The organism is Roseobacter ponti (genome assembly GCF_012932215.1).
In the GTDB taxonomy this organism is placed as follows: Bacteria; Pseudomonadota; Alphaproteobacteria; order Rhodobacterales; family Rhodobacteraceae; genus Roseobacter; species Roseobacter ponti.
In genome coordinates, this window is the sequence record NZ_CP048788.1 from 1,873,407 (window position 1) to 1,898,486 (window position 25,080).

21 protein-coding genes are annotated in these 25,080 nt (G+C 60.7%); 9 read left to right on the forward strand and 12 right to left on the reverse strand.

Annotated features, from left to right (window positions below):
- Positions 1-38: 38 nt before the first annotated feature.
- The gene (locus G3256_RS08980; RefSeq protein ID WP_169640496.1) at positions 39-1,658 is read right to left on the reverse strand and encodes a long-chain fatty acid--CoA ligase; all 1,620 of its coding nucleotides are present in this window, start codon (positions 1,656-1,658) and stop codon (positions 39-41) included.
- A gap of 124 nt (positions 1,659-1,782) precedes the next feature.
- On the opposite strand from G3256_RS08980, the gene G3256_RS08985 reads away from it, so the two are divergent.
- The gene (locus G3256_RS08985) at positions 1,783-2,265 is read left to right on the forward strand and encodes an acyl-CoA thioesterase (protein ID WP_169640497.1); all 483 of its coding nucleotides are present in this window, start codon (positions 1,783-1,785) and stop codon (positions 2,263-2,265) included.
- A gap of 19 nt (positions 2,266-2,284) precedes the next feature.
- Here G3256_RS08985 and pgi read toward each other — a convergent pair whose 3' ends face one another.
- The 3 genes from pgi to zwf are packed head-to-tail and all read right to left on the reverse strand — an operon-like array spanning position 2,285 to position 6,017.
- On the reverse strand, positions 2,285-3,883 hold the full coding sequence (gene pgi, locus G3256_RS08990; RefSeq protein ID WP_169642383.1) for a glucose-6-phosphate isomerase: 1,599 nt from the start codon (positions 3,881-3,883) through the stop codon (positions 2,285-2,287).
- The gene (pgl, locus tag G3256_RS08995; protein WP_169640498.1) at positions 3,880-4,551 is read right to left on the reverse strand and encodes a 6-phosphogluconolactonase; all 672 of its coding nucleotides are present in this window, start codon (positions 4,549-4,551) and stop codon (positions 3,880-3,882) included. Before pgl ends, pgi begins: the two co-directional genes overlap by 4 nt.
- Before the next feature lie 2 nt (positions 4,552-4,553).
- A complete protein-coding gene (gene zwf, locus G3256_RS09000; RefSeq protein ID WP_169640499.1) occupies positions 4,554-6,017 on the reverse strand; it encodes a glucose-6-phosphate dehydrogenase in 1,464 nt (487 codons plus the stop codon).
- Between the two features lie 175 nt (positions 6,018-6,192).
- Between zwf and G3256_RS09005 the strand changes: the two genes are divergently transcribed.
- Positions 6,193-7,140 (forward strand): radical SAM protein, encoded by a 948-nt coding sequence (locus G3256_RS09005; protein ID WP_169640500.1) that lies wholly within the window; start codon positions 6,193-6,195, stop codon positions 7,138-7,140.
- 10 nt (positions 7,141-7,150) lie between these two features.
- Here G3256_RS09005 and G3256_RS09010 read toward each other — a convergent pair whose 3' ends face one another.
- Positions 7,151-7,420 carry an usg protein gene (locus tag G3256_RS09010; protein ID WP_169640501.1) on the reverse strand — a complete coding sequence of 90 codons (270 nt, stop codon included), beginning with the start codon at positions 7,418-7,420 and terminating at the stop codon, positions 7,151-7,153.
- Positions 7,421-7,651: 231 nt separating this feature from the next.
- Between G3256_RS09010 and gyrA the strand changes: the two genes are divergently transcribed.
- Positions 7,652-10,363 carry a DNA gyrase subunit A gene (gene gyrA, locus G3256_RS09015; protein WP_169642384.1) on the forward strand — a complete coding sequence of 904 codons (2,712 nt, stop codon included), beginning with the start codon at positions 7,652-7,654 and terminating at the stop codon, positions 10,361-10,363.
- 133 nt (positions 10,364-10,496) lie between these two features.
- On the opposite strand, the gene G3256_RS09020 is transcribed toward gyrA, so the two are convergent.
- From G3256_RS09020 to G3256_RS09035, 4 genes are all read right to left on the reverse strand, one after another.
- Positions 10,497-11,891 carry a DUF4034 domain-containing protein gene (locus G3256_RS09020; RefSeq protein WP_169640502.1) on the reverse strand — a complete coding sequence of 465 codons (1,395 nt, stop codon included), beginning with the start codon at positions 11,889-11,891 and terminating at the stop codon, positions 10,497-10,499.
- A gap of 173 nt (positions 11,892-12,064) precedes the next feature.
- Entirely contained in the window at positions 12,065-13,543 is a 1,479-nt protein-coding gene (locus G3256_RS09025) for a carboxypeptidase M32 (protein ID WP_169640503.1), read from the reverse strand.
- Positions 13,540-14,694, reverse strand: coding sequence for a heme A synthase (gene ctaA, locus G3256_RS09030; protein WP_169640504.1), 1,155 nt, complete (start codon positions 14,692-14,694; stop codon positions 13,540-13,542). The genes G3256_RS09025 and ctaA overlap by 4 nt, the downstream gene beginning before the upstream one ends.
- A gap of 65 nt (positions 14,695-14,759) precedes the next feature.
- On the reverse strand, positions 14,760-15,521 hold the full coding sequence (locus G3256_RS09035) for an RNA methyltransferase (protein ID WP_169640505.1): 762 nt from the start codon (positions 15,519-15,521) through the stop codon (positions 14,760-14,762).
- A gap of 144 nt (positions 15,522-15,665) precedes the next feature.
- On the opposite strand from G3256_RS09035, the gene G3256_RS09040 reads away from it, so the two are divergent.
- Positions 15,666-16,286: a thiamine phosphate synthase gene (locus G3256_RS09040; RefSeq protein ID WP_169640506.1), complete on the forward strand. Its 621-nt coding sequence runs from the start codon at positions 15,666-15,668 to the stop codon at positions 16,284-16,286.
- A gap of 9 nt (positions 16,287-16,295) precedes the next feature.
- Here the strand turns inward: G3256_RS09040 and G3256_RS09045 are convergent, their stop codons facing one another.
- Positions 16,296-17,489 carry a HupE/UreJ family protein gene (locus G3256_RS09045; protein WP_169640507.1) on the reverse strand — a complete coding sequence of 398 codons (1,194 nt, stop codon included), beginning with the start codon at positions 17,487-17,489 and terminating at the stop codon, positions 16,296-16,298.
- A 1-nt stretch (position 17,490) separates the two neighbouring features.
- On the opposite strand from G3256_RS09045, the gene G3256_RS09050 reads away from it, so the two are divergent.
- The 4 genes from G3256_RS09050 (at position 17,491) to G3256_RS09065 (ending at position 20,967) form a co-directional block, all read left to right on the forward strand.
- On the forward strand, positions 17,491-18,297 hold the full coding sequence (locus tag G3256_RS09050) for a DUF4198 domain-containing protein (protein ID WP_169640508.1): 807 nt from the start codon (positions 17,491-17,493) through the stop codon (positions 18,295-18,297).
- 51 nt (positions 18,298-18,348) lie between these two features.
- The gene (locus G3256_RS09055; RefSeq protein WP_169640509.1) at positions 18,349-19,242 is read left to right on the forward strand and encodes a PfkB family carbohydrate kinase; all 894 of its coding nucleotides are present in this window, start codon (positions 18,349-18,351) and stop codon (positions 19,240-19,242) included.
- Complete coding sequence (locus G3256_RS09060) at positions 19,239-20,165, forward strand: pseudouridine-5'-phosphate glycosidase (protein ID WP_169640510.1); 927 nt, start codon at positions 19,239-19,241, stop codon at positions 20,163-20,165. Before G3256_RS09055 ends, G3256_RS09060 begins: the two co-directional genes overlap by 4 nt.
- A gap of 85 nt (positions 20,166-20,250) precedes the next feature.
- A complete protein-coding gene (locus tag G3256_RS09065) occupies positions 20,251-20,967 on the forward strand; it encodes a DUF502 domain-containing protein (protein ID WP_169640511.1) in 717 nt (238 codons plus the stop codon).
- Here G3256_RS09065 and G3256_RS09070 read toward each other — a convergent pair whose 3' ends face one another.
- Positions 20,968-22,005 (reverse strand): patatin-like phospholipase family protein, encoded by a 1,038-nt coding sequence (locus G3256_RS09070; RefSeq protein ID WP_169640512.1) that lies wholly within the window; start codon positions 22,003-22,005, stop codon positions 20,968-20,970.
- 65 nt (positions 22,006-22,070) lie between these two features.
- The gene (locus tag G3256_RS09075; protein WP_169640513.1) at positions 22,071-22,856 is read right to left on the reverse strand and encodes a 3-hydroxybutyrate dehydrogenase; all 786 of its coding nucleotides are present in this window, start codon (positions 22,854-22,856) and stop codon (positions 22,071-22,073) included.
- Positions 22,857-23,167: 311 nt separating this feature from the next.
- Between G3256_RS09075 and G3256_RS09080 the strand changes: the two genes are divergently transcribed.
- Positions 23,168-24,985, forward strand: a complete 1,818-nt coding sequence (locus tag G3256_RS09080) for an extracellular solute-binding protein (protein ID WP_206040807.1) — start codon at positions 23,168-23,170, stop codon at positions 24,983-24,985.
- Positions 24,986-25,080: the final 95 nt, after the last annotated feature.

Sequence of the window (25,080 nt, forward strand, 5' to 3'; positions counted from 1 at the left end):
TCTGCCCTTATCCTTGCTAATTCTGGTTAAAATGCGACTTACGACAGAAGGATGTCACCATATTGATCGCGTAAGTTGCGTTTGAGCACCTTTCCGGTGGCATTACGCGGCAGGACATCGGTGAAAACCACGCTATCGGGCACCTGCCAGCGCGCGATTTTACCCTCAAAAACCGAAAGGATTTCCTCCGCCGATGGATCTGCCCCCTCCGCTTTCACAGCGATCAGAACGGGGCGCTCATCCCACTTCTCGTGCCTCGCGCCAATGACAGCCGCATCTGCCAGGTCCGGATGGGCGATGGCGATGTTTTCAAGCTCAACCGAACTGATCCACTCGCCGCCCGACTTGATGATGTCCTTTGCGCGGTCGCAGATCACCACGTATCCGTCCGGATCCAGTGTCGCGATATCGCCGGTGTTGAACCATCCGCCCTGCAGTGTTTCCCCGGCAGACATATGCATATAGGCCTTGAGCACACAGGGGCCGCGCACCAGCAGTTCACCTTGTGTTTTGCCGTCATGCGGCAGCGGCGTGCCATCGGCCTGCGCGATCTTCAGTTCCATGCCCCAGACCGGACGGCCCTGGTTTTCGCGCAGCAGATGCAGGTCCGCTTCCGGCAGGTTCAGGTGTTTGGCCAGAGGCTGGTTCACGGTGCCGATGGGTGACATCTCTGTCATGCCCCAGGCGTGGCGTGTCTCCACGCCGTAGCGCTCGCGAAAAGCTTTAATCATCGAGGGCGGACAGGCCGACCCGCCCACCGCCGTTTTCCGCAGGCTTTTAAGTTCAGTCCCGGCTTTCTCCGCCTCGCGCAGAAGCCCGAGCCAGATCGTCGGCACGCCACAGGCAATCGTCACGCCATATCCGTCGATAAGCCCGATCAGCGACTGTCCGTCGAGACCGGGGCCCGGCAACACCATGCGCGCACCCACCATGGCGCAGGCATAGGGCGTGCCCCAGGCATTGACGTGAAACATCGGCACTACAGGCAGCAGCACATCCATCGCGGAGATGCCGATGCTGTCCGGCAGACTGGCCGTCATGCTGTGCAGGACAGTGGAGCGGTGCGAGAAGAGAACCCCCTTGGGGTTTCCGGTCGTTCCTGAAGTATAACAAAGGCTTGATGCCAGTTCTTCATTCAGATCAGGCCAGTCATATTGCGCGTTCCCCTCTGCCAGAAGAGCGTCATAGGCGATGATCCCTGGCAACGTTTCTTCTGCGCCGCCGGTCTCCGCTTCGAGCAGGACAATGTGCTTCACCGTGGTGAGCTGTTCACGGATCGCGGCAATGAGTGGCACAAAGGTGCTGTCGATGAAGACGACCTCATCCTCGGCATGGTTCATGATGTAGACAAGCTGTTCGGGAAAGAGCCTCGGATTGATCGTATGGCAGACGTACCCGCCGCCTGAGGTGCCGAAATAGATCTCCAGATGACGCCGGTTGTTCCAGGCAATGGTGGCACAGCGCGCACTTTCTGACAGCTCCAGACGTTCCAGCGCCGAGGCCAGCCGGCGGGCATTTCCTTCGACCTGCCCCCAGGTTGTGCTTTCGGTGCCGCCGGAGGTGTTTACCGACACGATCTCCGCGTCGCTGTGATACCGGGCTGCATGCGCGACCAGTGAAGAGATCAGCAATGGGGCGTGCATCATCTGTCCGAGCATCAGTTATCTCTCCGGTTTTGTCCCCGCCGGCACGGGGCCGGGCAGCATTCCGCGCCAGCCTGCCCTGAGCCCTGCTGCCATGCAAGTCTTTGCATCCGGGAGGCTTCACGGTACATGCTGGCCTATGACCCTGCCCTACCACACCCCGCTCAGCCCGGTTCAGCAGAAGAGGCTGGGTATCGATCCGCCCGCGCCCTTGGCGATGGCCGATACGGTCCGGTTTTCCGAACTCGACGTGCTGCGTCACGTCAACAATGCGGTCTATATGAACTGGTTTGAGCGACTGCGAATCCGTTACACTCAGAACTGCGGGCTTTCCCGCTATACGGGTCGGGGCACAGACCCGCGCATTGTGATCCGCTCGGGTAGCATCCATTACCGCGAGGAAATGCGCATGGATGAGGATTATGTGGTCACCTGCGGCTGCACGGCTTTTCGCAACACGTCATTCTCACTGCATCAGGAGCTCTGGTCGGATCGGCGGCTGCGCGCGACCTTCGACTGTGTGCTCGTGCTGCTGAACCACAACGGCGAGGGGCGTTTTACCATTCCGGATCACGTGCGCCGCCATTTTGTCGAGGCGGACGGCGCCTGTGCCGAAAACTGACGGCCTGCCCGGCCCGGCTCTATGCCGGGTCCCGGTTCCGGTGGATGAAGGCCACAAGACGGGCCGTAGAGCCGTCTTTGCCCTCTGCCGGTGCGGTGCCTTCGACGACCGGCTGCAGCGAGGTGGCAAGCTCCTTGCCCAGTTCCACGCCCCACTGATCAAACGAGTTGATGCCAAGGATCACGCCTTCGACAAAGACGCGGTGCTCATAGAGCGCAACGATCTGCCCCAGCGTAAAAGGATCGAGCAGCGGATAGCTCAGCGTCACAGAGGGTCGGTTGCCCTCAAAGACCCGGTGCTGGGCCTGGCGTTCGAGCTCGTCACCGGTGAAACCTTTCGTGCGCATCTTTTCGCGGGCCTCGTCTGCAGAGCGGCCTCGCATCAGCGCTTCTGACTGTGCCAGGCAGTTGGCGATCAGCAGCTGATGATGATGTGCCAGGTCCGGTTCGTGCCCGTTGGCCGCGATCATAAATTCGCAGGGGATCACCCGCGTGCCCTGATGAATAAGCTGATAGAAAGCATGCTGCCCGTTGGTGCCCGCGGCCCCCCAGACGACCGGTCCGCTGTCCACCAGCACCGGCGTGCCATCCATCTGAACGCGCTTGCCGTTTGATTCCATCTCAAGCTGCTGGAAATAATCAGGCAGCTTCTTCAGGCGCTGGTCATAGGGCAGCACGGCCCGGCTTGCGTGCCCGCAGACCTGTGCATGCCAGATGCCGGTGAGTGCCAGCAGCACCGGCATGTTTTCCTCAAAGGCTGCGGCCCGGAAATGCCGGTCCATCGCCTGGCCGCCGCGCAGAAAGGCATCAAAGGCGTCAGGGCCGATGGCGATCATCACCGACAGCCCGATCGGCCCCCACATGGAATATCGTCCGCCAACCCAGTCCTCAAACCCGAAGACCCGCTCCGCAGGGATGCCGAAATCCGCCGTCAGATCATCGGCCGTGCTGAGAGCTGCGAACTGTGCTGCCGGGTCACCACCGTGATCCGTCATCCAGGCGCGGGCGGTGCGGGCGTTGGTCATTGTCTCAATAGTGGTGAAAGTTTTGGACGCCACAATGACAAGGGTGGTTTTCGCATCGAGCCCGCGCAGCGTGTCGGCGATATGCGCGCCGTCGACGTTCGAGACGAAATGGCAGCGCGGCCCGTCATGGTAAGGCGATAGCGCCTCCACCGCCATCGCAGGCCCGAGATCTGACCCACCGATGCCGATGTTGACCACGTCGGTGATTTTGCTGTTGCGTATCTCGCGGGCAAAGCCGCGCATGCGCTCCAGGGTCGCCAGAACGCCGGGCATGACATCCTCGCCCGCGACCATGACCGGACCACCGTCAAGATTGCGCAACGCGGTATGCAGCACGGCGCGGCCTTCGGTGTCGTTGATCGCTTCGCCTGCGAACATCGCTTCACGTTTTTCAGCCACGCCTGCGGCACCGGCGAGGGCGATCAGCGCGTCGCGGATGCCTGCGACAATGCTGGTTTTTGAATAATCAAAGAGCATATCGCCGGTCTGGGTGCTGAACTCTTCGGCGCGTCCGGGGGTATCGAACAGCGAAAGAATACTGTGCTCGGATGCGTTCTGTGCCAGCGCCTCAAGCGCATTCCAGTGGTCTGTCAGGCTGCCCAATGTACATCTCCTCCAGCGATCACAGCGCCGACCGGGGCTTCTTCCGGGGGCAGTGTCATGGCTTTTTCCAGTGCGGTGCGTTTATCGTCTCCGAAGATCACGAGGTGTTTTTCCATGGCACCATCAAGAACCGGTGCGCTGAGAGAAATCCGTGCCTCCGGCTGGTCTTCCGGGTGCACGGCACAAAGCATGGGCGCGTTTTTATCAAGCGCTGCGGAAAGCGTATCAGCGCCGGGAAAGAGCGACGCGGTGTGCATATCGGCCCCCATCCCCAGCAACAGGACGGACACAGGCAGCAGGTGTCCGAGCTCCTGCGACAGCACCGGTGCGGCCTCATCTGCGGTCATGCCCGCGCGGTAAAACGGCACGAATTCTGCCTTTGCCGCTGGACCGGTCAGCAGCCGCCGTTTAACGAGACCTGCATTCGAGCGTTCGTGATCTTCGGGCACCCAGCGTTCATCGGTCAGCATCACATGCACCCGGCTCCAGTCCAGCTCAACCGAACTCATCGCGTCGAACACAGGCCCCGGTGTGCTCCCGCCCGGGACCGCCAGGCTGGCCAGATCATGCTGTGCGAGGCACTTGCGCAGGCTGCCCGCGAGCATTTGAGCGATCTGCATGACCGCCATATCGCGGTCGGGATATTCGTGAAATGTCATAGCTATACCTTTCGCCAGGCGCGGTGGTCACGCTTCATCATCTGCTCGGCGGCATCGGGGCCGTCACTATGGCTGTCGTATGGTTTAGGCACCTCGCCGCGCGCCTGCCAGCCCTCAATGATCGGGTCGGTCCAGGCCCAGGCCGCTTCGACCTCGTCACCGCGCATAAAGAGCGTCTGGTTGCCCCGGATCACATCCATGATCAGCCGTTCGTATGCATCTACGGTCTCCACATCGTCATGGCTCAGCGCGTCTGCAAAGGTCATATCCAGAGGCACATCAATCAGACGCATACCGCCGGGTCCCGGTTCCTTGATCGTAACCCCGAGCGTGATGCCCTCATCCGGTTGCAGCCGGATCGAGAGCACATTGCGGTGCCGCCCTGCCTCATCGCCGAAGATCGAATGCGGGGTGTCTTTGAACACAATCGAGATCTCAGACGAACGCCGGCTCATCCGTTTGCCGGTGCGCAGATAGAACGGCGTGCCGGCCCACCGCCAGTTGGCGATATGGCATTTCATCGCCAGAAAGCTTTCGGTTGAGGAGCGCGGGTTGCCCACCGCTGTGCGGTAATCGGGCTGGTTCTCCGCATCGCCGGGCTCTGCCTCGTACTGACCACGCACGATGTGATGCGGCTCAACGGGTTCCAGCGCACGGATGACTTTCAGCTTTTCGTCGCGCACGGCATCGGGGTCAAAGCGTGCCGGAGGCTCCATCGCGATAAGGCACAAAAGCTGCATCAGGTGGTTCTGCACCATATCGCGCATGGCACCGGATTTATCGTAATACTCGCCACGCCCGCCCACGCCCACCGTTTCGGCCACAGTGATCTGGATGTGATCGACAAACTGGCTGTTCCAGAGTGGCTCAAAAAGCATATTGCCAAAGCGCACGGCCATCAGGTTCTGCACGGTCTCCTTGCCCAGATAGTGATCGATGCGGTAAATCTGATGTTCATCGAAATACTTTGCGAGGGTATTGTTCAGCTCTCTGGCGGTCGCAAGGTCCCGCCCGAATGGTTTTTCGACAACGATCCGTGCGTCATCATCTGCCATTCCATAGCTTTGCAGGCGCTCCGCCAGATCTCCGAAAAGCGACGGCGCCACCGAGAAATAATAGGCTTCAATCCGGCCGGTGCCTGCCATCAGCTTTTGCAGATCTTCCCAGCCGCCGGTGCCGCGCGCGTCAATCGCCACATAACGGATGCGCTCCAGAAAGGCGTCGAGCGTGCCGTCTTCGCATTCACGCCCGCCGCCGAACTCGCGGATCGCTTCGGCCGCCATCTGCTGGTATTCGTGGCTGGACATTTCGCTGCGCGCAGCGCCGATGACCCGCGCCTCAGAAGGCATCTGCCCGGTGCAGAACCGCCTGAAAAGACCCGGCAGAATCTTGCGGCGGGCCAGATCTCCGGTCCCCCCGAAAATAACAAGGTCGAAAGGATCGACCGGAATGACACGCGAAACCATAGGTTTTATTCCCGATTTTACAGCTGCAAGGAGCCCTGGCCCTCTGTTAGCGCAAACATACTGATAAGCCAACCGATCACAAGACCGTGCACATCTGTGGGCGGGTGTTTTCTTGCCTTTGCGCGGGTCCTGCGCCAAATGTATGCGCAATTCGACCCGAAGGATACCCGGACCCGTGAAAGATACTGCCCAGGCGAATGCGGATAAATTCCGCGACCCGACGACAACTGCCGGCGGTGAGACCCGCGCCAGGGTGGCGCTGAAAGACCCGAAAACCCTTTGGTTCAATACCGGCACGCTGTGCAATATCGAATGTGTGAACTGCTATATCGAGAGCAGTCCGACGAATGATGCGCTGGTCTATATCACCCGCGCCGACGTTGAGGAATATCTCGATCAGATCGAAACGCGCGGCTGGCCGGTCACCGAGATCGCCTTTACGGGCGGCGAGCCTTTTATGAACCCGGACATGCCCGGGATGGCCGAAGCGGCACTGATGCGCGGATATGAGGTGCTGATCCTGACCAATGCCATGCGCCCGATGATGCGCAAAAAGATGCAGGCGGGATTGCTGCGGCTCAACGCTGCCTATCCGGGAAAGCTTACCCTGCGGATCTCCGTCGACCACTATGATCCCCTGGTGCATGACGCAGAACGCGGGACCGGTGCGCTCGACAAGACACTGCGCGGCATGTGCTGGCTGCGCGATCACGGGATCCGCATGGCGGTTGCGGGCCGGTCCGTGATGGCGCAGAGCGATGTGGAAAGCCGCGCGGGATACGCGGCTTTCTTTGATCGCCACGGCTTTGATATTGATGCACAGGACCCGGCGATGACGGTTCTGTTCCCGGAGATGGATGACAGCGTGGAGGTGCCTGAGATCACCACCGCCTGCTGGGACATTCTGGGCGTGTCGCCCGATGCACTGATGTGTGCCTCGTCACGGATGGTGGTGAAACGCAAAGGCGCTGAGCGGCCTGCTGTACTGGCCTGTACGCTGCTGCCCTATGCGCCGGAGTTTGAGCTCGGCGCGACGCTGGGCGAGGCCGAAGGCGATGTGGCGCTTAACCATCCGCATTGTGCGAAGTTCTGCGTGCTCGGTGGTGGCAGCTGCTCGGCCTGAGGCCGGTACTTCAGTGCAGCGTGAATTCACCTGTTACATTGCGCCACTCGCCCGGATTGATCATTTTACGATGGGTGAAACGCACCGAATGCAGCGGTCCGTCAATCTCTGACTGCCAGTATTCCACGAACTGAAAAAGCCGCGGATGATCCGGGGCCAGATCGTATTCCTGCCAGATAAAGGTGTTCAGCACATGGGTGAAATCGGGCATCCGGTAATAGAATTCTGCCGTTGTAAGCCCGTAGCCTTTGAGCATCAGTTCGGTTTCGTTTTCGGGCATTTTCTGCGCCTCTTTGCTGCCTCAGTATCTGCAGAATGCCACGGATAAATTACTTTTCAATAAAAACAGTATGTTATCACTTTCCTCCTGTGGCTGCCAGCGCCGGAAAACTCCGGGATTGCACCTTATGTGTCCACTCTGCTATGGTCCGGACACAAGATATAGACCCTGCAGAAAAATCGGGCAGTTTCAGTGAGCGATACACCTCAACCCCCTGACAATGATGATGAAATGACACCGGAGCGCCCTGCGTATGACGGGCCGACGGTCAGCATCGAACAGGAAATGCGCACGTCCTATCTGGATTATGCGATGTCGGTCATTGTCAGCCGCGCGATCCCCGATCTGCGCGATGGTCTGAAGCCGGTGCACCGGCGCATCCTCTTTGCGATGCATGAAACCGGCAACACCCATGATAAATCCTATCGTAAATCCGCCCGTCCGGTTGGTGATGTGATGGGTCAGTATCACCCGCACGGCGACTCCGCGATATACGACGCGCTTGTCCGGATGGCGCAGGATTTTTCGATGTCGCTGCCGCTGCTGGATGGACAGGGTAATTTCGGCTCCATGGACGGCGATAACCCGGCGGCCATGCGTTATACCGAAGTGCGCATGGACAAGCCCGCGGCCTATCTGCTGGCCGATATCGACAAGGACACGGTCGATTTTCAGGACAACTACGACGGGAAGCAGCAGGAACCAACTGTCCTCCCTGCCCGCTTTCCGAATATGCTGGTCAACGGAGCGGGCGGTATTGCCGTGGGCATGGCGACCAACATTCCACCGCATAACCTCGGCGAAGTGGTCGATGCGACGCTCGCGCTCATCGAAGAGCCCGACCTGACCTCGGAACAGCTCATCGAATATGTACCCGGTCCAGACTTTCCGACCGGGGGCATCATGCTGGGGCGGACAGGTGCGCGCAAAGCCTATCTGGAGGGGCGTGGCTCGGTTATCGTGCGTGCCAGAACCCGCGTTGAAGAAATCCGCAAAGACCGCTGGGCCATCATCATCGACGAGATCCCCTATCAGGTGAACAAGGCGACGATGATTGAAAAGATCGCCGAGCAGGTGCGCGAAAAGAAGATAGAAGGCATCTCCCACGTTCAGGACGAGAGCGACCGCAACGGCGTGCGCGTGGTGATCGAACTGAAACGCGACGCGACGGCCGAAGTGGTGATGAACCAGCTATACCGTTTTACGCCGATGCAGACCTATTTCGGATGCAACATGCTGGCGCTGAACGGCGGCCGGCCTGAGCAGCTCACTCTGCGTAAATTTCTGACGTATTTCATAGACTTCCGCGAGGCCGTTGTCGCGCGGCGCACGGCTTATCTGCTGCGCAAGGCACGCGAGCGCAGCCACATTCTGTGTGGACTTGCTGTGGCGGTCACCAATATCGACGAGATTGTCGCAACCATCCGCGCCTCTGCCGACGCCGCCGAGGCGCGCGAAAAGCTGATGACCCGGCGCTGGCCGGCGAAGGATATTCTGCCTTATATTGCGCTGATCGATGATCCGACCCACACCGCCAATGACGACGGCACCTATAATCTGTCCGAGACCCAGGCCCGCGCGATCCTTGAGCTGCGCCTGCAGCGTCTGACGCAGATCGGCGTAAAAGAGGTGACCGACGAGCTCGAAGAACTGGCTGGTAAGATCAAGGAATACCTCGAAATTCTGGGCTCGCGCGAGCGGATCATGCAGATTATCGCGGATGAACTGCGCGAAGTACGTGAGCTCTTTGCTGTGCCCCGGCGCACCGAGATCGTCGACTGGTCCGGTGACATGGAAGACGAGGATCTGATCGCCCGCGAAGATATGGTGGTGACAGTGACCTCTGGTGGTTACATCAAGCGCACACCGCTTGCTGATTTCCGCAGCCAGCGCCGCGGCGGCAAGGGTCTTGCCGGCATGCAGACCAAAGAAGAGGACGTCGTCACGACGCTCTTTGTGGCCAATACACATACGCAGCTGTTGTTTTTCACCACAGACGGGATGGCCTACAAGCTCAAGACCTGGCGCCTGCCTCAGGGCGGACGCACGTCCAAAGGCAAAGCCATCGTGAATATTCTGCCGATCCCTCCGGGGGTGTCTGTGGCTGCGATCCTGCCCATTGACCGCGAGGAAAAGGACTGGTCTGAACTGCAGATCGTCTTTGCAACCTCTGCCGGAACTGTGCGCCGTAACGCTTTGTCAGACTTCACAAATGTCATGCGCAACGGCAAGATTGCGATGAAGTTCGAGGACGAGCACGCCAGTACGACGCTGATCAATGCGCGCATTGCCTCACCGGATGATGATGTGATGCTGGTCACCGCCTCGGGCCGTGCAATCCGCTTTTCGTCAACAGATGTGCGGGTCTTTAACTCGCGGTCATCGGTGGGTGTGCGTGGCGTGAAACTGAGCGGCGATGACCGGGTGGTGTCGATGTCGGTGATCCGTCACTTTGATGCGACAGCAGACGAGCGCGCCGCTTACCTGAAGATGCGCCGGGCGATGGCCGGTCTTGCTGATGATGCGGACGCGCCGGGCGACGATGAGGAAACCGACGCCAATGCCACGATCAGCCCGGAGCGCTATGCTGAAATGTCGGCAGCCGAAAACCTGATCCTGACGCTGACCGCTCAGGGTGCCGGCAAGCTCTCTTCCAGCCATGATTATCCGGTGCGCGGGCGCGGCGGCATGGGCGTGCAGGCGATGGACAAAGCGATGCGCGGTGGCGCACTCGTGGCCTCCTTCCCGGTGGAGATGGATGATCAGATCATGCTTGCCACCTCCAAGGGCCAGTCGATCCGGGTGCCGGTCGATGGTATTTCGTTCCGCTCACGTTCCGCAGGTGGGGTAAAGGTCTTCAACACCGGCAAGGGCGAAGAAGTCGTCAGCGTCGCCTGGATCGCGGATCAGGGCGAGGAAGCTGTCGAGGGGGGCGACGCCTGATAATATCCGGTCAGTTGCCTGCTTCCGCCGCGTGAACGGACAGGCCGACAGGTTCATAAAGCAGTTCAGCAACCGGCGCGCTTGCGGCAAACGCACAACGCGGTGTGCTTTGGGCGACCCGGGCCATAGATTCTTAGCCGGCAACCACGTGATCTTCCGGGTTACAAGCCGGTGAACTGGTATGTTCCTCGGTTTCGCACCTCGCCCGCAGCAGGCGATGAGCGCGTAAAAAGGGACAAAGCACGTGGTAGTCGGTATCCGTATCTCTGATCACGCGGGACCACTCAGGCGGTAGCTGACCAGTTGCATCCATTTCCACCATTTCCCACTGCATGATGCGCCAGTTGACGATCTGCGTGAGTACCGCAGGATCGTGATAAGAATAGTAAGCGGCGTTTTCGTAATGGATGTCACCGGCGAGGAAATCTTCGGGCCGGCCCCGTTGGCGGATACCATCCGCATAGTTGCTCCAGAGCGCCGGGTCATAGGGCCGCGATAGCAATCTGCGCCGTACATACTCCAGCAACAATGCGTTGTCGGGTGCCTCCGGCAGGGCGACATACTGTTGTGTGCCATCCGCCTGGAAGGGCCCTGCAACCATCGTGATGCTCGCCGCGTCGAGCAGCTCATGATGATAGGGGTCATTTTCCAGGAGTTCGCGCGCTTGCCGGGCGCGGGCGCGCTCCACCTTACCCTTCACCGAGGCAAACCCGTTGGAACGTGCAATGAACCGGTCGTAATCCGTTGCTTTGAGAACATCAGTCTGCCCGGAAGCTTCCATGATGCGCCGGGCAAAGGCGATCTGTTCACGCGTCGCTTGTCCGCGACTGGCGAGATACACAATGACGTACACGCGCTGCAGATCGAGATAGGGGTCGCGCGAGGTGTCAACGTTTGCGTCAAGCCAGTCGCTGCGTTCTTCTGCGTGATAGGACATGGCACCCCAGAACTTGCATCTGAATTCCAGATCATAGCGGTCCTGTGGCAGCATGGGTGCGTAGTGTTCGCAGAGGTCGTCGAGCATCCGCGCCGAGCCGTTATAACCCGGATGTGTGAGATAAAGAGATCGCCGGAGGGTGCCCCAGTTGGGCCGTGTGCCCAAGACATGGTCGATGACCGCGCGCGGGTCGCCGGTCTTGCCGGTCAGGTTGGCTTGGTTGATTACCGCGTCCGATGCCGGGATCAGATCCGGATCGGCCTCCCAGGCAGCCCGAGCCCGCGCGCCGCTTTCGCGGACCATAATGGCAAAATCACGCAGCGCATCCTCGTGTAGCTCCCGGCTGGCCGAGATACCGCGCACGAGCCATGCACTGTGTTCAAGACTGTCTGCACGCGCGACGTTGGGCATAGGGGCGTCGGGCTCAGCCGCCAGCCAATCGCTGATAAATGCAATGACCTGCCTGTCGGTAGTTTTAAAAACGGCAAAAAGCGCGCGAATGTCGTCTGCGTCGAGATAACCGTCGAGATAGTCCTGCTGGGCCTGACCAAGGGCTTCGCTGACACCGGAGATATCTCCGTCATGCGCCATTGCCCTGAGACCCTCGGGCGAAAGCGCGGCGGCGGCTCCGGCGAGGAGAATACCTGACAAGAGGACGGTAATATGTAATAGTCTGCGCATGTCGTGGACCTGAGTAATGTTTTCACTCAGAGTAGAAAGCCATCGTGGCAGGTTTATGGCAATGCGCGCGACCGCTCAGCGCTTCAGAGACCGTAGATCCCGGTGAATTTCTCTTTGAGATAGGCCAGCAGCGGCGCCTCAGACGGTTCAGCTCCGCGGGCGCGGGCGATGACGTCGCGCGGCTCAAAGAGCCCGCCGTGGGTCTGAACGTTATCCGCAAGCCATGCGGTAGCACCCGATGTCTCGCCCCTTGCGAGCTGGCTGTCGAGATCCGGCAGAGCTGCGCGCAGCGCCTCATGCAGGCAGCCGGCGTAGACATTGCCGAGACTGTAGGTCGGAAAATACCCCAGCAGCCCGACGGCCCAGTGCACATCCTGCAAAACACCGTTGGCGGGCCTGTCCACTCTGTACCCGAAATCGGCTTCAAACCGGTCATTCCAGGCAGCCTCAAGGTCTGCGACCGACAGATCGCCCGATACGAGCGCGCGTTCGAGATCAAATCGCATGAGAACATGCAGGTTATACTGCAACTCATCAGCTTCGGTGCGGATGTACCCGTCCGAAACCCGGTTTACGGTGCCGTAAAAGCTTTCCTCATCGGGGATGCCAAAATCGCCGAAGGCATCGCGCATTTCGCCATAGAGCCAGCCGGTGAAAGCGCGACTGCGGCCAAGCTGGTTTTCATAGATCCGGCTCTGGCTTTCGTGCACGCCCATCGACACGCCCTGCCCCAGCGGTGTCAGCAGATAGCCGCGGCTGATGTTCTGCTCATAGCAGGCATGGCCGACCTCGTGGATCGTCGAATAAAAACAGTTGAAAGGATCGGTCTCGCTGGTGCGCGTGGTGATGCGAACATCCAGCCCGGAGCCTGAACTGAACGGGTGCACGGCCTTGTCGACCCGCCCATGGGTCATGTCATAGCCAAAGGCTTTGGCCAGTTTGCGGGTAAGCCGCATCTGTGCGGTCTCGTCAAATATGCCGGTCAGTCGCGCGGGCGCTCTGGCCTCGCGCACGGCGGCACGCAGATCCGTGAGCTCAGGCCGCAGCGCGCCGAACATGGCTTCCAGATCTGCGGCCGTGGTCCCGGGTTCATAATCCTGCAGCATGGCATCATAGAGATCGCCGTCGCCGGCCAGCGCTGCACCTTCTTCGCGTTTGAGCGCGATGACCTTTTCCAGCGCCGGTGCGAATGTCTCAAAATCGTCCCCGGCGCGGGCATCCGCCCAGATGCCCTGGGTCTCGGAGGTCACGCGCGCAATCTCAGCTGCAAGTCGCGCGGGCACTTTTGAGGTCCGCTCAAAGCTGCGGCGAATATGGCGCAGCTGCGCGCGTGCCACGTCGTCTGTGGCACTCTCCTCGGAGGCCGAAAGCCAGTCGCCCATGCGCGGATCTGTGCGGCGGGCATGCAGCACGCCTTCGAGCGCTGCCATTTCCGCGCCCCGCTGGGGTGCAGCCCCGCGTGGCATCATCGTTTCCTGATCCCATTCCAGACGCCCTGAAATCGCGGCCAGAGCTTCGGTCTCGCGGACGAAATCCATCAGCGCGTCATATTCAGCGGTCATGCGGTTTTGCCTCGCAGAGATGTTGCAATGGGATAGCCGCTCAGGAAACGGGCGCGCAGGATCAGCACCCAGACGAGCACGGCCAGCAGCTGGTGAAAAATTGCGATGCCCGCCGGGGCGCCGTAAAGCACGGTCACGATGCCCAGAACGATCTGCAGGCTCATCGCCGCCATTACGGCGTTAAACGCAAAGCGTGTATCCGCATGCGATGAGCGGCGCCCGCGCAGCCAGACGACCACGGTGAAACCCGCCAGCAGATAGCCGGTGATGCGGTGGATGAACTGCACCAGACCGGGGCTTTCAAAAAAGTTGCGCCAGACCGGCTCCAGCGCAAAGGCGCTGGCAGGAAAGATCTGACCGCCCATCAGCGGCCAGTCGGTATAGCTGCGCCCGGCGTCAATGCCTGCGACCAGCGCGCCGATGAGGATCTGCAGAAAGGTGAAGTGTAAAAGCCCTGTCGAGAGGCCCCATTGCTTTGCCTCACGTGCGCGCCGCGACTGCAGCAGATCGCCAGGCTTGCGGCCAAGCTGCAGCACGTACCAGGTGATTGCCCCGAGGATGACAAAGGCCAGCCCGAGGTGCGTGGCCAGCCGGTAGCTGGCGACATCCACCATGCCCTCGCCCCGGGTCACCCCTGAGGCAACCATCCACCAGCCGATCGCGCCCTGCGCGCCGCCAAGCACACCGAGGAGCAGCAGCTTCGGTGTCCAGCCCGCAGGGATCTGCCGGCGCACGGCAAACCAGGCAAAACCCGCGGCCCAGACCAGACCGATCACGCGCCCGAGCTGCCGGTGGCCCCATTCCCACCAGTAGATGACTTTGAAATCGGCCAGTTCCATCCACTGGTTCTGGATGCGAAATTCGTCGATCTCCTGATACTTTGCAAACTCGGTTTCCCAATCCGCCTGGCTCAGGGGCGGCAGTGCGCCGGTCAGAGGGCGCCATTCGGTGATGCTGAGCCCGCTGTCGGTGAGCCGTGTCAGACCGCCCACCGCGATCATCACGATCACCAGCGCAAAGAGCACCATCAGCCAGGCGCGGATGGCTGACCGACCGGCACGTTGTCCGCGGTCGATCAGTCCCGGCTGTGCCTGCGGGCGGGCCGTGTCGCCGGTGCCCACTTCCTCAAAGATGCTGCGCTTTTTGCTCATCTCTCGCCGTCCTGAAACTCTGTTGTCTGATACCTATGCCGACCTGCTGGTGAGGTCCAGCGCGTCTATCCGTCGCGTGTGCGGTCGCGCAGCAGCTGCCGCAGCACGCCGTGCAGCATCTGCACATCGGCACGGGTCAGCGGCATCCGGCTCCACATGTTGCGCAGATTGACCCGCATTGAGCGTGACTTGTGCTCGGGAAAGAAAAAGCCGGCTGCTTCGAGCCGCTCTTCATAGTGTTCGGCCAGCCTTTCGATCTCGATGACCGGGGCGGGTGAGGTGCCGGCGAGACCGGCCTGCTCATGGGCGACGCTGCCCGAGGCGCGCATCCATTCGTATCCCGTCAACAGCACACATTGCGCCAGATTAAGGGATGGAAATTCCGGATTGACGGGCACCGAGATAATTGCACTGGCCCGTGCGATATCCTCGTTTTCAAGCCCCGCACGTTCCGGTCCGAAAAGCACCGCGACGCGCCCTCCCGCTGCGATTTTCTCTGCGGCCAGCGCCATCGCGGCTTCGGGGCTGAAAACCGGTTTGGTCAGATCGCGCGTGCGTGCGGTGGTGGCGAAAACATAAGAACAGTCACCGATGCTCTCCGCCAGTTCGTCGCTGAGGAGCGCGTTGTCGAGCACCCTGCCCGCACCGCTGGCCATTGCCACCGCTGGCTGGCTGGGCCAGCCGTCGCGCGGGGCCACGACGCGCATGTGTTCCAGACCGAAGTTCAGCATCGCGCGTGCTGCCGCACCGATGTTTTCGCCCATCTGCGGGCGCACCAGCACAAAGGCAGGCGTTGCGGAAGGGTCTCGATCAGGCTGCTCAGACATGCGGGCGTCTTATGCCGCCGGGGGCTGCGCTGCAATGTCCGGCGGCTCATTTCGCAGAAAATTCACAGCCCGGGGCGCATAATGATTTTCCTTTTGCGCGCCGGGCGGCTACTGATCAGCCCGGAAGACGCGAAGGACTGCCCCATGGATACGCCCGAGACCCCGCAGATTTATCTTATCACCCCGCCGGAATTTGAGCTGAGCACCTTTCCCGATCTTCTCGCGCGCATCCTGGATACCCACACGGTGGCCTGTGTCCGGCTCGATCTCGCATCACGCGACGAAGACCGTCTGTCACGCGCCGCCGATGTGCTTCGCGAGGTGACGCATGCCCGCGACATCGCTCTGGTGATGGCAGAGCATACGATGCTTGCGGACCGTCTGGGACTTGACGGTGTCCATCTGAGGGATGCCGCGCGCTCGGTGCGCGACACCCGCAAAGCGCTTGGCGATGATGCGATAGTCGGTGCCTTTTGTGCGCAGTCGCGGCACGACGGCATGGCCGCAGGCGAGGCCGGGGCCGATTATGTCAGCTTCGGTCCGGTGCAGGCAGGTGCGCTGGGGGATGGCAGCTTCGTTGACCCTGAGCTTTTTGAGTGGTGGTCCGAAGTGATCGAAGTGCCGGTTGTGGCCGAAGGCGCACTGGATGAAGCCTCGGTCGCGCGGCTGGCACCCTATTCGGATTTTTTCGGCATTGGCGAAGAGATCTGGAAAACCGATGACCCTGACGCAGCACTCGGTGCGCTGATCAGGGCCATGGGCTGAGGCCTGAACTCAGAAGAAGACCCGCTCGATCGTCCACCATGCACCGACTGCAGCAATCAGAAGCGAAGCCGGCACCGATACAGACCGGAACATCACCGGATAGGTTGTGGCTGCCGCCTCTGCGGGATCAAGGTCCATGCGGCGCGCCAGCCGCACGGAGATAAAGAGCAGGAGCGCCGCCAGCGCGATCACGGTCAGCTGTCCCAGTTCAACGCCGACATTAAAGCCGATGAGCGCCGGGATGAACTGGTCCTCCGGCAGGCCGAATTCGGCGAGGACGGACGCAAAACCGAGCCCGTGCAGCAAACCGAAGCCGAAAATCACGGCAGGTCGCCATCGGCTCAGTCCCTTGTGAAAAACGTTCTCGACCGCGACGTAGACAATAGAGGCAGCGATCAGCGGTTCGACAATGCTGCCCGGCACATTCACGAGGCCAAGCGCGCCAAGTGCGAGCGTCACCGTATGCGCGAGGGTAAAGGCAGTGACCTGGAACAGAAGCGGGCGCCAGCGGGTACTGAGGAAAAAGAGGCCCAGCACGAAAAGGATATGGTCGAGGCCTTTGGGCAGTATGTGGTCAAAGCCGACCGGGATATAGCTTAGAAATGCCCCGCCTGCGTCCTGTGCGTCGCCGCCGGCCAGGTTGACCGCGATACTGCTCTCGCCGCCCGCCAGATACCCGGTGTAAGGCGCATCGACCCCCTGCTGGCGCAGCACCATCGCACCGCCACCATCGGGCCAGTTAACCGTCACGGTGGTTGCTGCCGGGTCCATCGGCGCCGCGAGGGTCAGGATTGAAATACGCGCGAGTTCTGGATCGACGCCTTCAGGAATTTCCACCGTGTCGATGGCGAAGGTCAGCGGACCGTCAGTTTCAGCAAGGGGCACCGCGTTCCATGCCGCCACCAGATCGGGCAGCCGCTCACGCAGGGCCTCCGCGCTCAGCGCGCGCAGACTGTCGTAATCGGCACCCTCCGCGACCTCATCCGTGTCCGCCACCGCATCCAGATCGATACCGGAGAGGAACGCCTCAATGTTCACGCGCATGGACAGGGTGAGTGTCTCATCATCCGTGCGTTCCATGTCCACGATTGTCGGCACAAGCTCATGCGCCACGGCGGATCCGGAAGACGCCACAAGAGCGTGAGTTGACAAAAGACCCAGAAAGGCCAGCTTGATGAGAAGGATGCGAAGGGTATTTGCCATAATGATAAAACGTCTTTTCCTGTTGATCGTGCTTGTTCAGGGAGTTCCCGCACTTGCACATGAATTCTGGATCGAACCTCAGCAATATCAAGTCCAAAGCGGAAATGAACTGGTCGCTGACCTCAAAAACGGTGAAAACTTCGAAGGAGTTTCACTGGGGTGGTTCGAAAATAACTTCTCCCGCTTTGAAATCGTGTCGGGCGATGCGGTTATTCCGGTGCCGGGCCGGGCCGGTGATTTTCCCGCCCTGAGGGTTGAGGCCCCGGGAGAGGGCCTTGCGATTATTCTGCATGAAACCACGCCGGCCAGTCTGAAATATGATGAATGGCAGAAATTCCTGAACTTTGCAGAGCACAAAGCCTTTGATACCGCCGGGGCGCAGCATATCGAAAACGGCTGGCCGCAGGAAGGTTTCCGAGAAAGTTATACCCGTCATGCCAAGGCGCTGGTCGCTGTCGGTAGTGGTGCGGGCAGTGACCGCGCGTTTGGTCTTGAGACCGAAATTGTGGCGCTTGCGAACCCCTATGCCGCAGGCTTTGACGGGCGGATGCCGGTGCGGGTGCTCTATCAGGGCGCACCGCGTACCGGTGCCCAGGTTGAAGTATTTGACCGCGCGCCGGATGGCTCGGTGACGGTCAGTTTAGCACAGACAGATGACAGTGGTACAACGGAGATCACCGTGACGCCAGGCCATGATTACCTGCTCGATGCGGTGGTGCTCCGCGAAAGCCCCGAGGCAGGCACGGCAGAGAACGCGCCGGTCTGGGAGACACTCTGGGCGGCGCTGACGTTTTCGGTCCCGCAGTAAAGCCGCCTTTGCGGGCTTGATCAGCAAAGCGATCAGGGCCACAAGGCCGGTATGAAAGATACCCCTGACATTCTGTGCATCGGTTCGGTGCTCTGGGACGTGATCGGCCGCTCGGCCAGTGTGATGCGGCAGGGCTCGGATGTGCCGGGTCGGATCACCCGCCTGCCCGGCGGTGTGGCGCTTAACATTGCCATGACCCTTACCCGGTTCGGGCTGACCCCGGCGCTTCTGACGGCGATCGGCCGCGATGCCGAAGGTGATGAGTTGATTGCGGCCTGTGCGGCGCGCGGAATGAACACCGATTGTGTGTATCGTTCGGATGATCTGCCTACGGATGTCTATATGGCCGTTGAAGGCGCTAACGGGCTGATTGCGGCCATTGCGGATGCGCATTCGCTTGAGGCGGCCGGGGCCAAGATCCTCAGACCGCTTTCGGATGGCCGGCTCGCGCGCACAGGCGCACCATGGGACGGTCCGGTGGCGCTGGATGGAAATCTGACGCTGAGCCTCCTGTCGGAAATCGCCCGCAGCCCGTTGCTCGCGGAAGCGGATCTGCGGGTCGCCCCGGCCTCTCCCGGCAAGGCGGAACGCCTGCTGCCATTTGTGCAGAGCGGACGGGGTACTCTCTATGTCAATCTCGAGGAGGCAGGACTTTTGTGCCAGACCCGTTTTACCGGATCGCGCGATGCCGCTGCGGGGTTGCTGGCGCGCGGTGCAAGTCGTGTGCTGGTGACCGACGGCGGCGCAGATGCGACCGAGGGCCGTCCGGACGGGTCCCTCACCCGCACCCCGCCGCAGGTCCTGGTCACGCGTGTAACGGGCGCGGGCGACACCTTTATGGCTGCGCATATCGCGGCCGAACGCGATAGCGCCGCGCCCGATGATGCCCTCGCAATGGCGCTTGATGCCGCCGCAAGTTATGTCTCCGGAGAAACAGCCCTATGACCTCCCTTCCCCTGATCCGAAGCGCCGAAGTGGCCGCAGCACAGGCCTCCGGCAAAGCTGTTGTGGCACTCGAAAGCACGATCATCACCCACGGCATGCCCTGGCCGCAGAATTTCGAGGTGGCCCGCCAGGTCGAGGATGACATCCGCGCCGGTGGGGCAACACCTGCAACCATCGCGGTGCTGGACGGCACGCTTTGTATCGGGCTTGAACCTGAACAGCTTGAGACCCTGGCACAGGCGCGCGGGGTTGCGAAACTGTCGCGGGCTGATCTTGCGGCCTGCATGGCAACGGGCGGCACCGGAGCCACCACGGTCGCGGCCACGATGATTGCCGCACACCTTGCTGCTATCGAAGTCTTTGCCACGGGCGGGATCGGCGGCGTGCACCGGGGCGCCGAAGACAGCTTTGATATCTCCGCTGATCTGATGGAGCTGGCGCAGACGCCTGTGAGCGTGATCGCGGCGGGGGCCAAGGCGATCCTCGATGTCGACAAAACGCTCGAAGTGCTCGAGACCCAGGGGGTGCCGGTCATTGCGGTGGGTCAGGACAGTTTCCCGGCCTTCTGGAGTGCAGGATCAGCGCTGCGCGCGCCCCTGCGCTTGGACACGGCCGAAGAGATCGCGAAGGCTCATCACATGCGGGGGCTGCTCGGGCTGCCTGGCGGACAGCTTGTTGCCAACCCGATTCCGGCAGACGATGAAATTCCCTCATCCGAGCTTGCGCCGGTCATTGCCCGCGCTCAGGCGGATGCGCGTGCTCATGATATCCGCGGCAAGGCAGTGACCCCGTATCTGTTGCAGCGCATCTACGAGCTGACTGAAGGGCGCTCGCTCACAGCTAATATCGCCCTGGTGCGCAACAATGCCCGGCTGGCAGCGCAGATTGCCCGCGCGCTGTGCACACTGCGCGCGCCGGGCTGAAGCAGGACGCTGCAGAGCGGCCGGGCCATTGTAGCTGCGGCGTAAAACACTTAACTGTGGTCTCAACGAGAGTACCGGACGTTTCATGAACACACCCTTTGATCCTGAGCCCCCCAGCACCCGACGCAGTCTGCTGGCCAGATCGCGCGCCAACTTCCTGACCGGCCTTGTGGTGATCGCGCCTGTGGGGCTGACGATCTGGCTGATCTGGTCGGTGGTGGGATGGATCGACGGCTTTGTGCTGCCACTTGTCCCGCGCTCTTATCAACCCGACCGCCTTATCCAGGACCTGCTGGGGCTCGACCCGTCAGTGCAGATCAACGTGCGCGGAATCGGCGTGGTGATCTTTCTGCTCTTCACGGGTCTGGTCGGGTGGATGGCCAAGGGCATCATCGGCCGTTCGATGATCCGTTTTGCCGAGAGCCTTGTTGAGCGCACGCCGGTGGTCCGCACGATCTATTCTGGTATCAAACAGATTTCCGAGACAGTTTTTGCCCAGTCGGAACGCTCCTTTGAGCGCGCCTGTGTGATTGAATATCCGCGCAAGGGCATCTGGGCCATCGGGTTCATCTCGACCAATACCAAAGGCGAGATCGCCCGGCGCAGTAATGACGGGGGGGCGATGCTCAGCATCTTCCTGCCCACGACGCCGAACCCCACATCCGGCTTTCTGCTCTTTGTGCCGGAGGAAGACGTCACCGAGCTTGAAATGACAGTTGAGGATGCGGCGAAACTGGTGATTTCGGCAGGGCTTGTCTATCCAAACGGCAAAAATCCGGACCGGCCACCCGACAGGCTCTGATCAGCCGAACATGCCGCGCAGGTCTGCGGTGCTGCACCTGTTGATGTCCTGTTTGTGCGTCTGCAGAAAATCATCTGCCGCCCGTTGTCCGGCCTCTTTCAGGCGCGACAGCGTGAAGGGAGTGGGCACCATCTTGGTTGCCACAGATAGCTCGTTCATCAGCGCGTCATCCGCGATCATATGCACATAGACACGGCTCATCTGTTCAGTGCTCATTTTACCGGTATCCAGCAGGCGCTGCACAAATTCGATTGCCCTGAGTTCGCGCAGCAGGGATGAATTAAAGCTGATTTCGTTGATCCGGTTCTGGATGGCCTGGGCCGAGCGCGGTATATCCACCCGTTCGAGCGGGTTGATGTTGATCACGAGGATGTCTTCCGGCAATCCCGGGCTGAACAGAGGAAAGAGCGCCGGGTTGCCGGTGTATCCCCCGTCCCAGAATGCCTCGATCTGTCCGGTTTCCGCGTCTTCAAGCTCGACCGCCTGGAAAAGCGTCGGCAGGCAGGCGGAGGCCAGAATGGCATCGGTGCTGATTTCGCTGTCTTTGAAGACCCGGACCTTGCCGTTCCGCACCCGCGTTGCACAGACAAAGAGACAGGGCACGACGGCGTTTTCTTCGTGGATCAGGTCGAAATCGAACTGCTCCACCACTGCGCGCAGCGGATTGGAATAAAACGGTCCGTAATCATAGGGCGAGACGACACGGCTCAGAGCTTCTGCGGCCATGACCGGCCAGGAATGCTCAAGAGCCGAGGAAAAATCCGAAAGCGAGAATGGCGTCATCCACTGCGGGATGTGCAGATCGGGCCGCGCGCCCACCTCCCCCCAGAGCCAGTCGAGCCGGTCGCGGGCGCCCTGTCGTCCGCCCTCTATCATACCTGCTTTGAACGCGGCCCCGTTCAGGGCCCCTGCACTGGTGCCCGAGATCGCGGCGATCTCGATATCCTCTTCACAGAGGATCCGGTCCAGCACACCCCAGGTAAATGCGCCATGTGCGCCACCGCCCTGAAGGGCCAGATTGATCCGCTTTACCGCCATCTCTGTCCTCATCAGCCCGCGCGCCGGACCCTGATCTGTGATCCGGTACCGGGGCCGGCCGTTCGTTAAAGTGCTGTCCAGCCGCCATCGACGCTGATGGTGGTCCCGGTGATCTGTGCCGCCGCATCCGAGCACAAAAACACAGTCGTGCCGCCCAGCTGTTCGACGGTGGCAAATTCCTTACTGGGCTGCCGCTCAAGGATGACCTTCTTTTTCACCTCGTCCTCGGACATGTCGTATTTCTTTGCCGTGTCGGGGATCTGTGCCTCCACCAGCGGCGTCAGCACATAGCCCGGACAGATCGCATTGGCGGTGATCTGCTCCTGTGCTGTCTCCAGCGCCACGGTTTTGGTCATGCCAACTACTCCGTGTTTGGCGGCGATATAGGCGGCCTTGTAGGGCGATGCGGTCAGACCATGGGCGGAGGCGATGTTGATCACCCTGCCCCATCCCGCCGCGCGCATCACGGGCAGCGCCGCAGCAGTGGTATGAAACGCGGAATTCATATTGATCGCGATAATCGCATCCCATTTCTCCACCGGAAACTCATCGATGGGGGCCACGTGCTGGATGCCCGCATTGTTCACGAGGATGTCGCAGGCACCGGCCTTTGCGATCAGATCGCGGCACTGATCGCCTTTGGACATGTCAGCCTGAATGTAGCGTGCTGTGACGCCCGTCGTATCGGCAATCTCGCGGGCGAGTGCATGGTCTTCGTCATTGTCGGTGAAGGAGTTCAGAACCACGTCGGCTCCGGCCCGGGCCAGCTCCCACGCAATGCCGAGCCCGATGCCGGAGTTTGATCCGGTGATCACGGCGGTTTTGCCGGTCAGTGATACGTTGAATGCCATGGAGGGTCCTCACTTTGCCTGCGCGTGCTGCGCCGCATCATGCCGTGCTGCAGCTGCAAAGTGAATGTGTAAAGCGCGCAGGCGAAGGGAAAGTACCCGGCACCCCGCCCGCGTTAAGCCAAAAAAAAACGCCTGCACAAGGCAGGCGTTAAGTTATTGAGGCAGGTTTCATACAGGCAAGAAACCTATCGAGCAGTGACCCCTTTATAAGCAAAACCGCGCCGCAGTCCAAGCTAAAAGTTTGATAAGACATAAATTCGCGGATACCTTATGGGTAATGAAAATAAGGGCAGCAGGGGATTGTCTCCAAAATGAACACGGTATTTTTCCGCGCAGCCAGGCGGATTTTAGCCGCATTCGCGCTGATTCTCTTTTCAACTTATGCGGTCGCAGAGCCTCAGCACGGTGTATCTATGTACGGGGCGCCTGCTCTGCCACCGGATTTTGTGTCTTTGCCCTATGTGCGCGCTGATGCACCAAAGGGCGGCAGCATCACGCTTGGCAACACCGGTGGCTTTGACAGTCTGAACCCTTTTGTACGCAAAGGGACCTCTCCCTGGCAGCTGCCTTTTTTCACCCATGAGGCGCTGATGGGGCGGTCATGGGACGAACCTTTCACGCTTTACGGGCTCCTGGCCGAATCGGTTGAGATGCCGGAAGACCGCTCCTGGGTCGAATTCACCCTGCATCCGGAAGCGGCTTTTTCCGACGGGTCGCCGGTAACGGTGGCGGATGTGATCTTTTCCTATGAGCTGCTCGGAGAAGAAGGACACCCCCGGTATCTGGGGCTGGCCGGTCAGATTGCCTCGATCGAGCAGACCGGCCCGCGAGGCGTAAAGATCTCCTTTAACACCGACAACCGCGAACTGGCGCTTCTTGCCGGTATGCGGCCCATCCTCAGCAGGACGCAGTGGGAGGGCAAAGATTTCGCCAGTGCGCCGCTGGATGCCGTACCGCTGGGCTCCGGTCCTTATGTTGTCAGCAGTTATGAGGCCGGGCGTCAGGTGGTTCTGAGCCGCAACCCCGAATACTGGGGCGCGGATATCCCCTTCCGGCGGGGCACGCATAACTTCGATGAGATCAGCATTGATTTTTACGGCGATGCCTCGGTGCTTTTTGAGGCGTTCAAGGCGGGTGAAATATCCGCCGTGCGCGAGTTCAACGCAGAGAAATGGGCGCGACAGTACAATTTCCCGGCTGTCGAACGCGGTGATGTCATCAAATCGGAAATCCCGCACAAGAAACCCTCCGGAATGACCGGCTTTGTGATGAACACCCGGCGCGCGCCCTTTGACGACTGGCGGGTGCGTGAAGCGATGATCCAGGCGTTTAATTTCGAGTTCATCAACGACACACTCACCGGCGGCGCGCAGCCGCGCATCACCTCTTATTTCTCAAACTCCATACTGGCGATGGAGCCCGGGCCGGCCACCGGGCGGGTCGCGGAAATGCTGACCCCGTTTCGCGCAGATCTGCCGCCCGACACGCTCGAAGGCTACGCCCTGCCCGTCAGCGACGGCAGCGCGCGCAACCGGCGCGGCATCCGGCGGGCCATGGCGTTGCTGGAAGAGGCAGGCTGGACCGCGCCGGACGGTGTCATGCAGAACACTGACGGCACGCCGCTCGCTTTTACCCTGCTGATTGCGCAGAACAGCAGCGAGGACCGTGCGGTGGCTGATCTGTACAAATCCGCGCTGGAGAGGCTCGGCATTGAGATGACGATCGAAAGCACCGACAGCGCCCAGTTTGTCGCCCGTGCCAATGCCTTTGATTTTGAGATGACCACATTCCGCCGGGCGCTGTCGCTCTCACCGGGCAATGAGCAGCGGTTTTACTGGGGCTCGGAAGCCGCCGGGCAGCAGGGATCACGCAATCTGATGGGGGTGGCGTCTCCGGTGGTGGATACGCTGATTGGTACGATGCTGTCTGCGCGGGGCGAGGATGAATTTCGCTCTGCCGTGCGCGCGCTCGACCGGGTGCTGACAGCGGGTCGCTATGTCATCCCGTTCTGGCAGTACACCAACGGGCAGATCGCGCATATCAGCGAAATGAAATATCCTGACCGGCTGCCCCTTTATGGCGACGGGCCGAATTTCATGCCGGAAGTCTGGTGGTATGCGGAAGACTGAACAGACCGGTCAGATGATGTTGAACGCTTCGGCATCGTCCGCGCCGCCGTCCCTGAAGCTCACGCCCGCTCCGCAGGTTGCTTTGTGCGCGCTTG

Bases quoted from the DNA above. Each gene is read 5' to 3' on its own strand.
- zwf (WP_169640499.1), bottom strand. From the start codon at position 6,017: ATGGTTTCGCGTGTCATTCCGGTCGATCCTTTCGACCTTGTTATTTTC.
- G3256_RS09040 (WP_169640506.1), top strand. From the start codon at position 15,666: ATGGATACGCCCGAGACCCCGCAGATTTATCTTATCACCCCGCCGGAA.
- G3256_RS09070 (WP_169640512.1), bottom strand. From the start codon at position 22,005: ATGGCGGTAAAGCGGATCAATCTGGCCCTTCAGGGCGGTGGCGCACAT.
- G3256_RS09080 (WP_206040807.1), top strand. From the start codon at position 23,168: ATGAACACGGTATTTTTCCGCGCAGCCAGGCGGATTTTAGCCGCATTC.
- G3256_RS09025 (WP_169640503.1), bottom strand. From the start codon at position 13,543: ATGACCGCTGAATATGACGCGCTGATGGATTTCGTCCGCGAGACCGAA.
- ctaA (WP_169640504.1), bottom strand. From the start codon at position 14,694: ATGAGCAAAAAGCGCAGCATCTTTGAGGAAGTGGGCACCGGCGACACG.
- G3256_RS09045 (WP_169640507.1), bottom strand. From the start codon at position 17,489: ATGGCAAATACCCTTCGCATCCTTCTCATCAAGCTGGCCTTTCTGGGT.
- G3256_RS09020 (WP_169640502.1), bottom strand. From the start codon at position 11,891: ATGGCGCATGACGGAGATATCTCCGGTGTCAGCGAAGCCCTTGGTCAG.
- G3256_RS09035 (WP_169640505.1), bottom strand. From the start codon at position 15,521: ATGTCTGAGCAGCCTGATCGAGACCCTTCCGCAACGCCTGCCTTTGTG.
- G3256_RS09050 (WP_169640508.1), top strand. From the start codon at position 17,491: ATGATAAAACGTCTTTTCCTGTTGATCGTGCTTGTTCAGGGAGTTCCC.
- G3256_RS09075 (WP_169640513.1), bottom strand. From the start codon at position 22,856: ATGGCATTCAACGTATCACTGACCGGCAAAACCGCCGTGATCACCGGA.
- pgl (WP_169640498.1), bottom strand. From the start codon at position 4,551: ATGACATTTCACGAATATCCCGACCGCGATATGGCGGTCATGCAGATC.
- G3256_RS09065 (WP_169640511.1), top strand. From the start codon at position 20,251: ATGAACACACCCTTTGATCCTGAGCCCCCCAGCACCCGACGCAGTCTG.
- G3256_RS09060 (WP_169640510.1), top strand. From the start codon at position 19,239: ATGACCTCCCTTCCCCTGATCCGAAGCGCCGAAGTGGCCGCAGCACAG.
- G3256_RS09010 (WP_169640501.1), bottom strand. From the start codon at position 7,420: ATGCCCGAAAACGAAACCGAACTGATGCTCAAAGGCTACGGGCTTACA.
- G3256_RS08985 (WP_169640497.1), top strand. From the start codon at position 1,783: ATGACCCTGCCCTACCACACCCCGCTCAGCCCGGTTCAGCAGAAGAGG.
- G3256_RS08980 (WP_169640496.1), bottom strand. From the start codon at position 1,658: ATGCTCGGACAGATGATGCACGCCCCATTGCTGATCTCTTCACTGGTC.
- gyrA (WP_169642384.1), top strand. From the start codon at position 7,652: ATGACACCGGAGCGCCCTGCGTATGACGGGCCGACGGTCAGCATCGAA.
- G3256_RS09055 (WP_169640509.1), top strand. From the start codon at position 18,349: ATGAAAGATACCCCTGACATTCTGTGCATCGGTTCGGTGCTCTGGGAC.